Origin of the sequence: Campylobacter sp. RM5004, assembly GCF_022369455.1 — a bacterium.
In the GTDB taxonomy this organism is placed as follows: Bacteria; Campylobacterota; Campylobacteria; order Campylobacterales; family Campylobacteraceae; genus Campylobacter_E.
This window is the reverse complement of sequence record NZ_CP059599.1, coordinates 767,891-783,262: the sequence shown is the minus strand read 5'-3', so window position 1 is coordinate 783,262 and position 15,372 is coordinate 767,891. Positions and strand designations below refer to the sequence as shown.

Genomic DNA, 15,372 nt, shown 5'->3' with positions numbered 1-15,372 from the left:
CAAGTATCACTAAATTATAAACTAATATGAATAATAATCTCTTTACATACTTTGATGATATCCAGATGGACTATTTCTACATTTCCCCTTAAAAATATACTCTCCTTCCGCACAACAATAACGACATACAGGAATAGAATTTTTTCTTACATATACATGAACCCCTTCTTGACTATAACCACATTCTCCAGCAAAACCACAATAATCTCTACCACAACAAGAACAAATATAACTCATATTTTCTCCTTAAAAATAAATTCTTACTTTAATAAGTATTGATATTTTAACACATACAAAAGACATACTATGTCTTTTAACTTGATTAAAATGAGATATTTATAAATTTTACATAAATTAAAAGATAAAATTATGAAGAATAAATTAATTAGCAATTAGTTAAAAGCTAATTGCTAAATCAAAACCTAAAGCATGTCTATTGCTATAAATAGTAGATTGTTTTAAATATTTTAACCCTATTTTATACCCTATCTTGTAGCCAAATAACTCATTATCATAAATGCCTATTGTAGCACTATATTCTAAAGGAGTTTTTATAGTTTTATTAAATGATTTTATATATTTATTTTTAAAATATTTTCTATCATATAAATCAAATTCCAAATAAAGAGTATCAAATAAAATCATAGAATCAAAACCATAAATCACACCATTTAATCTTTCTTTTTCATTAGCTAAATTAACAATTTTATATCCTAACAGCTCATACTTTTCAAGGTGATATTTAAATTTAGTACGAGTATAACCAAATAATAAATTTGTTTTGATTTTAAACAAGCTAAATTCGTTATATAAACTATAAGCCAACATTAAATTAAAGTTTGAATGAATTTGTTTTACATAACCTACTTTTTTTACTCCACCTTCAGGATGCATTATATCGCTTTCGTATCCAGAACCACCAATTGATATCTCAAATCCTATAGGTAAATCATTATATGATTCTTTAAACATTTTTATATAAAAACTATCATATAGATTATTATGGTTATTTTTAATTCTGCCTATTTTATCTACTTCAGGATTTTGTATTTTAAGTTTAGTAAAAGTACTGGATGTACCTATATAAGCAGCATTTATAGTAGTTGTTAATAAAGTAATTATTGCTAATATTTTTTTCATTTTAAATATTTTCCTTTATATTAAATAAATCAAGACTTATTTAAAATACGCAAAATTAGCCAAATAAATTAAGTTTGGCTAAAAGTTTGCGTATTAATACTAATTATTTTTAATCATAATCATCATCATCAGGACCATCGCATTCACATTTACCATGAATATCATAAAGAAAACCACAAGTAGGGCAACGGCCATCATCATAATGGTTAATAGAAAATTTGTCCTCAATTAAAGAAAATCTCATTTACTTCTCCTTAAAATAAATTCTTGTTTAAAAACAGGTGATGAAATGATAACTAAAACAAAAGACACACTAAGTCTTTTTGTGTAATTTATGAGATAATTTTTGTGATTTTGTAAAAATATTTGGATTTAAAATTAACAATAATCTTATTTAGAAATTTAAAATAAATTTTTATTTGTTTAAAGTAAAATTATTTACTTGATATCAAATATATAAAATTACCTTGATAATGCTTATGTGTTTATCTAAATTATAACCTACTTACTATATTACTAAGATTTATATATTAAATATAGTTATAACTTTTTATATTAATTTTATTATAAGAAATATTAACAACTTATAAAATTACTGATTTAAAACTATCAATATAACGCTTTCATTTATATAAATATAAGTTTTATCTATACCAAAATATGCAATCTTTATAAAGTTAAAAAGAAAAATGAAGAAAATAATTCTAAGGATATGATATAAATTAAGCTAATCACTAAGATTAGCTTAAAAATTATTTGTTTTTTAATAAATCTCTAATTTCGGTTAGTAGCACGATGTCTTCTGCAGGTGCAGGAGCTGGAGCTTGTTTTTCTTCTTCTTTTTCTGCTTTTTTAAGCTTATTGATTAGCTTTACAACAACGAAAATTGAAAAAGCAATGATTAAAAAATCAACAACATTTTGAATAAACATACCATAATTAACAGTTACATTCTCAGCTTCTTTAGCACCTTCTTTGATAACTAATTTTAAATCGCTAAAATCAACCCCACCTGTTAAAACCCCAACAATAGGCATAATAATATCGCTTACAAGTGAGCTTACAATCTTACCAAAAGCAGTTCCGATAACCACACCAACAGCTAAATCCACAACATTGCCACGCATAGCAAATGTTTTAAATTCTTGTAAAATTTTCATGATTAATCCTTTTTGAAAAAAGGCGTGATTTTATCAATATATAATAAATTAATCCTTAAAATTCATATTATTTAAGAAGTAATTAAGTTGTCCTAAAGCAATGCAACCATCGTTTATAGCAAAGTCTTTTGGAGTATAAAATTTATATTCTTTATCTTCTAAAAGCAGCCTTAAAATAGTTTTATTACAAAACACTCCACCACTTAAAACCGCTCTTTTACTAGGACTTAAAGTTTTGATTATATAAACAATTGTATTTATAAACTTAGTGCATGCAAGCTCACAGCTTTCATTTATACAACTTGCAAAAATATCTTTATAATTTATAATTCCTAATTCAAATTCTACCTTATAAATATCTTTTATATTCTCGTTATAATAGCTTTCTATTAGCATTCCCGAATGTGCTTCAAAATCATTCTTTTTTAACCCACAAACAAGATAAGCAAAAGCGTCAATTATCCTACCAAGTGAGCCTGTATAAAGCTTGCAGTTTTTTAAGGCTATATCATAATTATTATTTATTTGATAAGGTAATTCGTATTTTTGCATAATAGCATAGGCTAATAATTCATTATTTTTAACATTCACTAATTTAAAATTATCAAAAGAAAACGCAGTATTAATTGTATTTTTTGTAATGTCTAGCACTTCTCCACCACTTATATGATGATTATTCTTAAATCCCGTGCCATCAAAACAAAATGCTCTAATATTTTTAAGATTTAGGCTCATTGCATGGGCTGCGTGATGATAGATTTTTATAATTTTTGTGGTTTTGCTAATTCCTATTTTAAATTCTTTTGTAATTTTTTCGTGGTATAAAAAATGTGGGTGTAAATCAGCCAAAATATAATCAAATTTGATTTTATAATTACTTACAAAAAATCTTAAAGTTTTAATGAAGTTTTCATAAACACTAATATCCTTTAAATCCCCTATGAAAGGTGATTTTATACAAAGCCCATTTGTATATATTAAAAACTCGTTTTTTTCTTCCATTCCAAGGGCAAGAATATTTATATTTTTCTTTATTTTATGATGAAAATAATGCGGCGAAAAGCCCCTAGCACTTCTTAAATGATGATAAGTATTATTAACTACTTGCCCTACACTATCATCAATTTTATTAATAATTTTTCTATTATGATTTATTATTAAATCAGGTTTTAATCTCTTAAACTCGCTTTTTTTAGAATAAATCATCTCACCACTTTTGTTTGCACTAGTAGCCACTAATGCAAAATCAAGCCCCTTAAAAAGTATATGAAATATCGGTGCAGTTGGCAAAAATATACCTATTTGGCTAAATTCAAAATGTATATTAAAAGCAGTTTTGTTAAGACTTTTAAGTAGCATTATAGGTCTTTGCTCACTTTTTAAAATTTGCTCTTCTTTTTTTGAAATTTCGGCGTATTGCTTAGCCATTTTAATATCTTTAACCATTATTGCTAAGGGTTTTTTAGGTCTTTGTTTTAAAGCTCTTAATTTATCAACCGCATTGCTATCGTTTGCATTACACAATAAATTAAATCCGCCAACGCCTTTAATCGCTACAATTTTGCCATTTTTAAGATATTTTATAGCCTTTGCTAAATCTACATTAAGCCTTGCCCCACAGCTATTACATGCAATAGGCTCAGCAAAAAACCTTCTATCATCAAGGTCGTTATATTCTTTACTGCATTCATCGCACATAATAAACTCACTCATAGAAGTGTTTGTTCTATCATAGGGGATTTTTCTTATCACACTATATCTTGTGCCACAATTCGTGCAGTTTATAAAAGGATGATTGAATCTTCGTTTTAGCTTAGGATTATTAAGCTCTTTTATGCAATCCTTACAAGGAGCGAAATCTGGCAAAATAACTGCTAGATTACGCTTATCTTTACTTGGTTTTTTGATAATAAAATCATTATAAGTTTCATTAGTTTTGGTAATTTTTACTTTTTCTATACTTGCTAATGGGCGATTTTTTTTAAGTATTTGTTTTAAGTCTTTTATAAATTCTCTAGCTCTTTTTTCATCGCAATCAAGCGCTAAACTAACTCCTAAAGTATCGTTTAAAATATAGCCATTAAGTCCTTTTGCTTTAGCTAATTTGCAAACTTCAGGGCGAAATCCTACTCCTTGAACCTTGCCTGTTATATTAATTAAAACACTCACTATTAGCCCATTTGCTAATTTTTAAATGTGGATTTAAAAATGCATTGTAACTTAAAAACGAACTATACTCTATAAGCTTTGTGCTTATGTATCTTTCATCGGTATTTAAATTTCCAAGCATTTTTACAAGCCCTTCAAAAAACCCTACTTCAATCATCGCTGCATTTGCTAATCTAAAGCTCATTAATGAAGAGATTAATTTTGCTATATTTAAGCCGTTTTCATCAATTATAAAATCAACACTAACGCCCTTTGTATAATTATTAGGAACTAGCTTTAAAACATCGCTTTCTAGTATTATGTTAGCAAGTTTAATTAGAGCAAAAATATTATCTTCAACTAATTCAAAATCACTTAAGCTAAATTTCTTTTCATAATTTGCTAAGAGTTTTTCTCCATGCTCTAAGCCTTTTAAAAGATTAATCAAACTAGCCTTGTTTTTAGGTAATCTAAAGCTTAATTTATCAATATTAAAAGCATTATCAAACTCATTAGTATAAGGATTTTGAATAATACAAAATGTATCGTTATAAGGCTTAATTATTAGTGCGTTTTCTGGCTTTTTTATATAATAAAGCTCATTGCTTTCTTTTAGTTCATTATACAAATCTTTATTATTTGCAAAACCTACATATAAAAAATCTTTTAAATTATGAGCTTTTTTATAAAGTGGTTTTAGTGCAAGTTTTATAAATGGTTTTTCATAAGAATTTAACAATATTTGAGTATTTTTATCACATACAAATGCTTTTTGTAATAATTCATAATTAGCTATAACTACAAAATCACTCTCATTTGTTTTTTCATAATTTTGCACTTTTAATGCTAAATCATCAAAAATTTCATCACAAAGATTTAAAGGTAATTTTGAAATTCCTATTTCAAATTCTTTTCTTTTTTCGCTTTTTTCTTCGCTTACATTAAAATCTTGTAAAAATAAAAAATAAGGAACTTTTTTAATAAGCTCATTAAACTCTAAAATCTTTTCGCTTTCATCATTTAACTCTAACGAAAACTCATTATTTTCATAAAAAAGCTTATAATTTATATTGATTTTTTTTGCAATATGGCTTAAAAATATTCCAAAATCTTTTAAATTAATCTTAAAATCATACCTAATTAACACTGCTTAAATTCCTATAATTACTAATCGCTTTTTCAATACTAAAATCACCTTTAAACTCTAAATTAAAACCATCTTTGTTTAATTCATTTAAAAGAGTTTTTTGTAATTTAACAAAAGATTTTTGAATACTTTCACTTAAGCCAATCTTCATAGGCTCAAGGCGATTTGGAACAATTCCTAAAATCTTGCACTCTGGCAAATCACCAACTAAATTCATAAAATTAAGCATCATTTGCATTTCAAGCTCATGTGCACTGCCTTGATAATTTATATTAGTTGGCACTTGCTTATAATCAAAAAATACAACATCACCTACTTCTAAATCATCAGCATTAATACAGTCAATCACATAAACTTTATCAAAATCAGCAATTATATGGGCTAAATTCATAGCCATTGTTCCGCCGTCTAAAAATACTAATTGAGTTGAAATTCCGTTTTTAAATTCTTCTTGTATTAAAGGATTAGGAGCTAGATTTTTCCTAAAATATTCAAGAAAAATAACTCCAGCTCCCTCATCGCCTATTAAGATATTTCCAATTCCTAGAACTAAAACTCTCATTTATATTTGTATCCACTAAATATAGCGTCCATTGCACCATCTTTGCCTTTAACAGCATTAAATACAGCCATATAAATATGAACTCCTACAAAAATCATAGTAATCCAAGTTAAAATATGATGAAGAATTCTAACATAAGCAAGTCCGCCAAACATTTCTTCAAATGGCTTAATAAACGGAGTTATCATAGCTGCAAAGCCTTCATGATATACATTTATATAAAGCACGAAACCTGTTAAAATCAGCAATGCTAAAACAATATAAAAGAAAAAATAGCTCACAAATTGAAGTGGATTATAAACACCTTGCAAGTGTGGGTGCTTGCCTAAAAATAAATAAAACTTAATTTGTTCTATCCAAGTTTTAATACTAAAGCAATCCTTTATACTTACACGCTCTTTATGGCTTAATTTATCAAAAATAAAAAGATAAAGTTTAAAGATAAAACAAGCTAAAAGAATAAATCCAGCTACATTATGCACGAAGCGAAACTTTGCTTGCATAAATAAATTTGGCTCAGTTGATTTATCAGGCGCAATAAATACACTTGCTATATAAAAGCCACTAATACAAAGGGCTAAGATAGCAAAAGCTCTTAGCCAATGAGTAGCCCTAAGACCAATAGAAAACTCATAATGTTTCATATCACACCCCTACTTTATATTCACCTAACTTATTACCTTTTTTATCCATAACATGCACAGCACAAGCAATGCAAGGATCGTATGAATGTATTTTTCTAATAATTTCAAGTGGTTTTGTAAGATCTGCAATTTTAAGACCGATTAAGCAAGCTTCATAGCTTCCCATAACGCCATTAGCATCCTTTGGACTTGCATTCCATGTAGATGGAACTACGCATTGATAATTTTGCACTATACCATCTTTAATTCTAATCCAGTGGCTTAAAACTCCCCTTGGAGCATTACCTATAAAGCGACCTTTATATTCTTTGTTTTTATCTATTACATAAGGCGCGCAAGTGCTTTGATCAACTTTTAGATTTTGGATTAAATTATCTAAAGCTTTTAAAGCGTGTTCGCTTATAATTTTAACTTCAAGCATTCTTGCTGCAGTTCTTCCTAATGTGCTAAGTAAGTCTTTAAGCTCAATATTTAATTCAGCTAATAAAGCATCAACTTCTTTTACAACGATAGGATTTTTTGCTAAGTAATTTACGATAATTGTTGCGATTGGTCCAACTTGTACAGGTAAATTATCATATCTTGGAGCTTTAATCCAACTATATTTTCCATTCATATCAAATACTTTAGAATCTTCTAACTCGCCTTTATGATTTAGGGTTTTTTCATCTACTAAACCTGTATAATTTGGCTCTTGTTCGCCATCATAAGGATGAAGTGCTTTATCATTTTTATACCAAGCTCTAGTTGCTTCTTCTGTGATTTTACTCTCATCTACTTCGCTTAAAACAGGGTTTTTTAGCATATTTGTAACAATTCCGCCTTTGAATAAATATTCATCTCCTAAATAAAACTCATTAGAACACATGAAATTATCAACACCTACATCATTCATTACGCTTGGCTCGTTTTTATAAACAGCTGCAGCCATCTTAATATCAGCCAAATAAGCACGATGAATAAAATCACTAATTTCAAGGAATTTAGTTTTGTATTCGCCAATTCTTGCAGGATCAAGTATATCCATAACGCAAGTTACACCACCAACGGTTAAGCTTTGTGGATGTGGTTGTTTTGCACCAAAAATAGCCATTAATTGTGCTGCAATTCTTTGAATTTTTAAGCACTCTAAATAGTGGCTTAATGCAATTAGGTTTTGTTCAGGGCTAAAGCGATAAGTTTTGTGTCCCCAATAAGCATTTGCAAATATTCCTAATTCTCCTTTATCAACAAAGCCTTTTAACTTTTCTTGAACAGCTTTAAGCTCTCCAACACCACAAGCAAATGGCTTATCACACCATTTTAGAGCTTCTTGCTCAGCTTTTACTGGATCAGCGCTTAAAGCACTTACAACATCAACAAAATCAAGCCCGTGTAATTGATAAAAATGAACGCAGTGATCGTGCATAAATAATGCAGCATTCATTAATGTTCTTGTAAGTTTTGCATTTTTTGGCAGAACTATACCTAAAGCATTTTCAGCTGCTTCAATACCTGCTCTATAATGCGAATATGTACAAACTCCACAAATTCTTTGCGTCATAAAGCCCACATCTCTTGGATCTCTACCTTTTACAATAGTTTCAATTCCACGCCAAAGAGTTGAACCTGCATAAGCATCGGTTACTACATTATTATCATCAACTATTACTTCTACTCTTAAATGTCCTTCAATTCTCGTAATTGGATCTACTACTATTTTTTGCATTTTTATTCCTTATCTTTTTTAATTGTTGAAATTGTTGCATGAGCAGCTATTGCTACTCCTGTTAGTGTTAATACACCTATTCCTATCTTATCACTTGTTGCATCATTAAAAAATGTTCTAAATGATTTATTTTTAAGTGGCTCTTCAAAAGCTTGCATACTATCCCAAAAATCAGGCTCAGAGCAACCTATACAACCATGTCCAGCTCCGATTGGCCAGTTTGTGTGCTGATTAAATCTATGCTTTGCACAATTATTGAATGTATATGGTCCTTTACAACCAACTTTATAAAGACAATAACCTTTCTTAGCACCTTCATCGCCAAAGCTTTCAACAAACTCACCTGCATCAAAATGCCCTCTACGCTCACAATAATCATGAATTCTATGCTCATATGCCCACTTAGGACGATTAAAATTATCAAGTGCCATAGAACCAAATAATAATAATTGTAAAACAGAGCCAACGATATTTTTCTCACTTGGAGGACAGCCTGGAACATTAATCACGCTTTTATTTGTAATCTTGCTAATTGGCACAGCATTTGTTGGATTTGGAGCAGCTGCTTGAATACCACCAAAGCTTGAACAGGTTCCTATTGCTAAAATCGCTGCTGCATTTTCACAAGCTTTTTTTGCTATTTCTTCTCCTGTATGGCCTTTAGAACCCAAGGTTAGATAAAAACTAGAACTTCCTGCAGGAACTGCACCTTCTACTAATAATACATATTTTCCTGCATGTTTTTTAATAGCGTTTTCTAAGTTTTCATCAGCTTGATGACCGCTTGCAGCCATTACGGTTTCGTGATATTCAATATTTAAATAATCAAATATTAAACTATCAATTGTAGGTGCATCACTTCTAAGTAAACTCTCACTACAGCCTGTGCATTCAGCCATATGTAGCCAAATTACAGGAGTATTACTAGCATTTTCTACTGCATTTGCAATATTTGGAGCAAAAGTTACTCCAAGTCCTAGCATAGTAGCCATTCCGCTAGACCATTTTAAAAAATCCCTTCTACTAAAACCATGTTCGTTTAGTATTTGCATTAAATCTTTTTTGGCATTAAGATTTTGCATAATATCTCCTTAAAAAAATTTATTAATTTTAATATGATTTAAAGAATTTAAGGTTACAAAAAAGATAATTTTAATCTTAAAATAAAAGCTTTTTGATAATAAAGAAAAAAATCAATTTCTTAATTAAAACATTTCTAGAAATTAATTTAAGAAGATTTAAGTTAATTTTTAAATTCCTAATTCAAATTCCTTAAGAAAATAAAAATAATTAAGCCCTAAAAAGGGCTTAATATTAATTAGAATAATCAGCTGCTGCTAAACGCTTTAATTGTCTGTAGCGTCTTTGAGCGTCTGCTTTGTTGCGTGCATATAATTCTTCTGCTTCTTTTGGATTAGACTTTTTAAGAGAATTATAGCGAACTTCTGCCATTAAAAAGCTTTCATATAAATCCCAATCAGGCTCACGAGAAACAATTTTTAATGGGTTTTTGCCTTCTTCTTCTAATCTTGGATCAAAAGTATAAATCGGCCAATAACCACACTTAGTAGCAATTTCAGCATGATCTCCACTAGCACCCATTCCGCCTTTAATTCCGTGAGCTATACAAGGGCTATAGCAAATTATTAAGCTTGGTCCATCATAAGCTTCAGCTGCAATTAATGCTTTAATAAAATGAGCATAGTTTGCGTTTGAGTTTACTTGAGCTACGAAAATATTTCCATAAGTCATAGCGATTTGTCCTAAGTCTTTTTTCTGACTTGGCTTACCACTTGCAGCAAATTGAGCTACCGCACCAGTTCTTGTTGATTTAGATGCTTGTCCGCCTGTATTTGAATAAACTTCGGTATCCATTACTAATACATTCACATCTTCTCCACTTGCTAAAACATGATCAAGTCCGCCATAACCTATATCATAAGCCCAGCCATCGCCTCCGAAAATCCATTGAGATTTTTTAGCTACATAGTTTTTAAGTCCTAAAATTTCTTTAGCACCTTCAAGCTCTGCGTGTTGCTCTAATAATGGGATTAATCTATCTCTTACATCTGCTGTTATATCAGCATTTTTCTTATTAGCTAACCACTCACCATAAAGTGCAGCAATTGCATTTGGAGCTTTATCTTTTGTATTAATCATAATATCTTCAATTCTATGACGAATTGTCTCAGTTGCAACTCTCATACCCATACCAAACTCAGCATTATCTTCAAATAATGAGTTACCCCATGCAGGTCCAAAACCTTTATCGTTTTTGCGGTATGGAGTTGAAGGTGCAGAACCACCATAAATTGAGCTACATCCTGTTGCGTTTGCAATCATCATTCTTTCACCAAACATTCTTGTTACTAATGTGATATATGGAGTTTCACCACAACCTGGGCATGCTCCGTGGAATTCAAATAATGGTTGTGCAAATTGAGCACCTTTTGTAGTATCTTTTGCTAAATAGTTATCTTTATAACTTACTTTATGGAATAAATAATCAGCGTTATCTTGCTCGCCTTTTTCTAGTTCTTCTTCTAGTGGAACCATTACAAGTGATTTTTCTTTACTTGGACACTCAGTTACACAAAGTTCACAACCTGTACAATCAAGTGCTGATACTTGGATTTTAAATTTAAGACTTTCGCCTTTAATACCTTTAGCATCTAGTGAATGCTCTTTTACTCCTACTGGAGCGTTTGCCATTTCTTCTTCATTGATTAAGAATGGGCGAATTACTGCATGTGGGCATACTGATGCACATTGGTTACATTGAATACAATTTGCCTCAATCCATTTTGGAACCATAACACCAACGCCACGCTTTTCAAATTGAGTTGTTCCGTGCTCAAAACTACCATCTTCATGTCCTAAGAATGCAGAAACTGGTAAATCATCACCTTTAGCAGCGTTCATAGGTTTTACAATGTTTTCAACAAAAGCAGTTCCTATGTATTTATCATCAGCTTTTTTCTCTTCAACAACTAGATTTGCCCATGCTGGATCAACATTAACTTTTACTAAGCCTTGTGCTCCTGTATCAATAGCCTTATAGTTCATTTCAACTATTGCTTCACCTTTTTTCACATAGCTTTTATATGCAAATTCTTTCATATATTTTTGAGCATCTTCATAATCAATAATTTTTGCTAATTTAAAGAATGCACTTTGCATAATTGTATTTGTTCTATTGCCAAGACCAATTTCACGAGCAAGTTTTGTAGCATTGATAATATAGAAATTTACATTTTTTTCTGCTAGAACTTTTTTAACTTTATTAGGAATTTTTTCTATTGTAGTTTGCTCATCCCAAATTGAGTTAAGTAGGAATGTTCCATTTTCTCTAATGCCTGATAAAACATCGTAAATATCTAAATAAGCAGCTACGCTACAAGCAATAAAGTGCGGAGTGCTTACTAAATAAGTAGATGTGATAGGTTTTTTAGAAAATCTTAAGTGGCTTCTTGTATATCCACCTGATTTTTTACTATCATAAGCAAAATAAGCTTGTGCGTATAAATCAGTTTTATCTCCGATAATTTTAATTGAGTTTTTGTTTGCACCAACTGTTCCATCAGCACCAAGTCCGTAGAATAAACACTCAGTTGTGCTCTCATCTCCTAATGAAATCTTTTTACCTAATGGTAATGAAAGATTTGTTACATCATCATTAATACCGATTGTGAAATTATTTTTTGGTTTTTCCGAATTCAAATTCTCAAACACTGCAAGTAATTGTGCAGGATCTACGTCTTTTGAGCTTAAACCATATCTACCACCAACAATAATAGGAGCATTATCTTGATCATAATAAGCTGCTTTAATATCAAGATATAAAGGCTCACCTATACTACCTGGCTCTTTTGTTCTATCTAAAACAGCAATTTTTTCAACTGATTTTGGCATTTCGTTAAAGAAATATTTTAAGCTAAATGGTCTATATAAATGAACCATCATAACACCAACTTTTTCGCCTTTTTTGTTTAGATAATCAACTACTTCAGTTAAAGCCTCATTTACACTACCCATTGCTACAACCACACGAGTTGCATCAGCTGCTCCGTAATATACAAATGGCTTATAAGTTCTTCCTGTAACTTTTGAAATTTCATTCATATAATCAGCTACTACATCAGGTAAAGCGTCATAATATCTATTTGCTAATTCACGAGTTTGGAAGTATATATCATCGTTTTGTGCTGTTCCACGAGTTTTTGGATGTTCAGGATTTAAACAGGCATCACGAAATGCTTGAACTGCGTCCATATCAATTAATCTTTTAAATACTTCATAATCCATAACTTCAATTTTTTGAATTTCGTGTGAAGTTCTAAAACCATCAAAGAAGTGCATAAATGGAACACGACCTTTAATAGCACTAAGGTGAGCAACACCAGCTAAATCCATAGCTTGTTGAACACTATTTGAGCATAGCATCGCAAAACCTGTTTGGCGAGCTGCGTAAATATCTTGATGATCTCCAAAAATTGAAAGAGCTTGAGCTGCAATTGCACGAGCAGCAACATGAATAACACCAGGTAGCATTTGACCTGCAATTTTATACATATTAGGAATTTTAAGTAATAAACCTTGAGAAGCTGTATAAGTAGTAGTTAATGCACCTGCTTGAAGTGAGCCGTGAACACTACCTGCAGCACCTGCTTCACTTTGCATTTCTACAATTTTAACAGGCATACCAAAAATATTTTTCTTACCTTGAGAAGCCCAAATATCTGTATAATCAGCCATTGGAGAACTTGGAGTAATAGGATAAATTCCTGCGACTTCAGTAAACGCATAGGCAGCATATGCAGCGGCTTCGTTACCATCCATTGTTTTCATAACTTTTGCCATAATTTTTCCTTTTTTTATAGAATTTGTGTTTCAATTCTACTCAAAGCTTATAAATAAATGTTAATTTGATTCAAGTTTATATGTGCTTACAAATAGGATATTTTTTGTATCAAAAAGATTATTAGTTGATAAAGAAATACTTTTTACTTTTGGATTTACAATATCATCATAATGAGTTAATAAATCAGAAAAAAATATAATATCTTTATTGTTTCCAAGAAACTTTTTTATTATTTCTTTAAACTCTATAAATATTATTTTCAACGAATCATAATTTTCCATTTTTAATTCAATTTTTTTATTTTTTATCATAAGCTTGATTTTGCTTTCATCAACCAAGGTAAGCTTTAATTCTAAGTCTAATTTATCTAAACCAAGATGAGAATTTTTAATTTCATATTTTGTTTTTAGACTAACATTTATATTTTTAAAAGTATCAATAATTGTTTGATAAGAACTAATATCTACATACCAAGTTAAAAATGCAAAATCATCTAAGATATTGTTTTTAAATCTTAATTTCTTAATTCCTATTTCAAATTCTTTATGAGAATTGTCAATATTATTTATCGGATTATTAAAAAAACTGCCATCACTTAAATAATATTCAAAATTATTTTTTTTAATAAACTCTGCTCTGTAATCTTTACTATCTTTATCTAATAATTTAAAAAAAGTTATTAAATCTTGTCTATTTCTTAGATATAAATTAGAAAATTGAAAATATTTAGAAACTCCATTATCTATATTACATTCAGAATGATTATAGCATTCAACCTTTCCAGCTAAATAAAATCTTTCTAAACTTTTTACTAATAATTCTTCTTCTTGCTTTTGTTTTAAAATTTCAATCTGTTCTTTTTGATTATTTTTATATAAAAACACACTTGTTACAACTATTATAACAAGTATGTATGCTAATACTTTTGTCATAAATTAGCTTCGTTTAAGGCCTCTGCTTGATAGTGTGCTATTAAAGGTTCTATAATTTCATCTAACAAACCATCTTGCATAATGATATCTAATCTATGAAGAGTTAAATTTATTCTATGATCGCTTATTCTATTTTGTGGATAATTATAAGTTCTAATTCTTTCACTTCTATCTCCACTTCCTACTTGAGATTTTCTACTTTCTCTTTCCTTTGCTAATCTTTCTTGCTCTTGCATTTCATAAAGTCTTGCTTTTAATACTTTTAAAGCACTTTCTTTATTTTTATGTTGGCTTTTCCCATCTTGATTAACAACTACAAGTCCAGTAGGAATATGAGTAATTCTTACAGCAGAATCAGTAGTATTAACACTCTGACCACCATGCCCACTACTTCTCATAACATCAATTTTTAAATCATTTGGATTTATTTGTATGTCATTATCCTCAGCCTCAGGCATAACTGCAACGGTTATTGCACTCGTATGAACTCTTCCTTGAGACTCAGTAGCAGGAACTCTTTGAACTCTATGTGTTCCACCTTCGTATTTTAACCTTGAATAAGCTTTATCACCCTTAATCAATAAAATAATTTCTTTAAATCCACCTGCACTACCTTCGCTTTGACTTACAATCTCTATTTTATAATCTTTACTTTCTGCATATCTAGCATATGCTTTAAATAAATCTCCAACAAATAAAGCTGCTTCATCTCCACCAGTTCCTGCTCTAATTTCTAGGAAAATATTTTTTTCATCATTAGGGTCTTTTGGTAGTAAAAGCACTCTTATTTCATCTTCTAACTTAGGTTTTAAATCTTCTAAATATTTTAATTCATCTTTAGCTAATTCACCTAATTCAGGATCTTGTAATAAGGTCTTATTCTCTTCAATTGATTCTAAAGTATTTAAATATTTCTTAGCAACTTCAACTATATCCTCTAAACCTTTTTGTTCTTTTGATAAGGCTGTAACTTTTGCTAAATCTGAAGTATTTTCAATATTACTTAAAAACGCTTGAATTTCTTCATAGCGTTTTAAGAAAGGCTCAAGTTTGCTTGCTAGCATTTAAAA

At 29.7% G+C, this 15,372-nt stretch carries 13 protein-coding genes; all 13 read right to left on the bottom strand.

What is annotated here, in order from left to right; genetic code table 11:
- Positions 1-42: 42 nt before the first annotated feature.
- Positions 43-237, bottom strand: coding sequence for a hypothetical protein (locus AVANS_RS03990; protein ID WP_239818370.1), 195 nt, complete (start codon positions 235-237; stop codon positions 43-45).
- Between the two features lie 159 nt (positions 238-396).
- Positions 397-1,140 carry a hypothetical protein gene (locus AVANS_RS03985; protein ID WP_239818369.1) on the bottom strand — a complete coding sequence of 248 codons (744 nt, stop codon included), beginning with the start codon at positions 1,138-1,140 and terminating at the stop codon, positions 397-399.
- A 109-nt stretch (positions 1,141-1,249) separates the two neighbouring features.
- Positions 1,250-1,384, bottom strand: a complete 135-nt coding sequence (locus AVANS_RS09570) for a hypothetical protein (RefSeq protein ID WP_275583456.1) — start codon at positions 1,382-1,384, stop codon at positions 1,250-1,252.
- 508 nt (positions 1,385-1,892) lie between these two features.
- The gene (gene mscL / locus AVANS_RS03980) at positions 1,893-2,300 is read right to left on the bottom strand and encodes a large-conductance mechanosensitive channel protein MscL (RefSeq protein WP_239818368.1); all 408 of its coding nucleotides are present in this window, start codon (positions 2,298-2,300) and stop codon (positions 1,893-1,895) included.
- Between the two features lie 48 nt (positions 2,301-2,348).
- Positions 2,349-4,469, bottom strand: a complete 2,121-nt coding sequence (gene hypF / locus AVANS_RS03975; protein ID WP_239818367.1) for a carbamoyltransferase HypF — start codon at positions 4,467-4,469, stop codon at positions 2,349-2,351.
- On the bottom strand, positions 4,453-5,595 hold the full coding sequence (locus AVANS_RS03970; protein WP_239818366.1) for a hypothetical protein: 1,143 nt from the start codon (positions 5,593-5,595) through the stop codon (positions 4,453-4,455). Before AVANS_RS03970 ends, hypF begins: the two co-directional genes overlap by 17 nt.
- The gene (locus tag AVANS_RS03965; RefSeq protein WP_239818365.1) at positions 5,585-6,157 is read right to left on the bottom strand and encodes a hydrogenase maturation protease; all 573 of its coding nucleotides are present in this window, start codon (positions 6,155-6,157) and stop codon (positions 5,585-5,587) included. The genes AVANS_RS03970 and AVANS_RS03965 overlap by 11 nt, the downstream gene beginning before the upstream one ends.
- On the bottom strand, positions 6,154-6,801 hold the full coding sequence (gene cybH, locus AVANS_RS03960) for a Ni/Fe-hydrogenase, b-type cytochrome subunit (RefSeq protein ID WP_239818364.1): 648 nt from the start codon (positions 6,799-6,801) through the stop codon (positions 6,154-6,156). Before cybH ends, AVANS_RS03965 begins: the two co-directional genes overlap by 4 nt.
- 1 nt (position 6,802) lies before the next feature.
- Positions 6,803-8,509, bottom strand: a complete 1,707-nt coding sequence (locus tag AVANS_RS03955) for a nickel-dependent hydrogenase large subunit (RefSeq protein ID WP_239818363.1) — start codon at positions 8,507-8,509, stop codon at positions 6,803-6,805.
- Positions 8,510-8,511: 2 nt separating this feature from the next.
- Positions 8,512-9,591, bottom strand: a complete 1,080-nt coding sequence (locus tag AVANS_RS03950; RefSeq protein ID WP_239818362.1) for a hydrogenase small subunit — start codon at positions 9,589-9,591, stop codon at positions 8,512-8,514.
- 232 nt (positions 9,592-9,823) lie between these two features.
- Entirely contained in the window at positions 9,824-13,369 is a 3,546-nt protein-coding gene (gene nifJ / locus AVANS_RS03945; protein WP_239818361.1) for a pyruvate:ferredoxin (flavodoxin) oxidoreductase, read from the bottom strand.
- 60 nt (positions 13,370-13,429) lie between these two features.
- Positions 13,430-14,302 (bottom strand): hypothetical protein, encoded by an 873-nt coding sequence (locus AVANS_RS03940; RefSeq protein WP_239818360.1) that lies wholly within the window; start codon positions 14,300-14,302, stop codon positions 13,430-13,432.
- Positions 14,299-15,366 (bottom strand): peptide chain release factor 1, encoded by a 1,068-nt coding sequence (prfA, locus tag AVANS_RS03935; protein WP_239818359.1) that lies wholly within the window; start codon positions 15,364-15,366, stop codon positions 14,299-14,301. Before prfA ends, AVANS_RS03940 begins: the two co-directional genes overlap by 4 nt.
- Positions 15,367-15,372: the final 6 nt, after the last annotated feature.

Excerpts from the sequence above, each read along its gene's own strand:
- AVANS_RS03950 (WP_239818362.1), bottom strand. The coding sequence starts at position 9,591 with ATGCAAAATCTTAATGCCAAAAAAGATTTAATGCAAATACTAAACGAA.
- AVANS_RS03985 (WP_239818369.1), bottom strand. The coding sequence starts at position 1,140 with ATGAAAAAAATATTAGCAATAATTACTTTATTAACAACTACTATAAAT.
- AVANS_RS03990 (WP_239818370.1), bottom strand. The coding sequence starts at position 237 with ATGAGTTATATTTGTTCTTGTTGTGGTAGAGATTATTGTGGTTTTGCT.
- nifJ (WP_239818361.1), bottom strand. The coding sequence starts at position 13,369 with ATGGCAAAAGTTATGAAAACAATGGATGGTAACGAAGCCGCTGCATAT.
- AVANS_RS09570 (WP_275583456.1), bottom strand. The coding sequence starts at position 1,384 with ATGAGATTTTCTTTAATTGAGGACAAATTTTCTATTAACCATTATGAT.
- AVANS_RS03965 (WP_239818365.1), bottom strand. The coding sequence starts at position 6,157 with ATGAGAGTTTTAGTTCTAGGAATTGGAAATATCTTAATAGGCGATGAG.
- AVANS_RS03955 (WP_239818363.1), bottom strand. The coding sequence starts at position 8,509 with ATGCAAAAAATAGTAGTAGATCCAATTACGAGAATTGAAGGACATTTA.
- mscL (WP_239818368.1), bottom strand. The coding sequence starts at position 2,300 with ATGAAAATTTTACAAGAATTTAAAACATTTGCTATGCGTGGCAATGTT.
- cybH (WP_239818364.1), bottom strand. The coding sequence starts at position 6,801 with ATGAAACATTATGAGTTTTCTATTGGTCTTAGGGCTACTCATTGGCTA.
- prfA (WP_239818359.1), bottom strand. The coding sequence starts at position 15,366 with ATGCTAGCAAGCAAACTTGAGCCTTTCTTAAAACGCTATGAAGAAATT.
- AVANS_RS03940 (WP_239818360.1), bottom strand. The coding sequence starts at position 14,302 with ATGACAAAAGTATTAGCATACATACTTGTTATAATAGTTGTAACAAGT.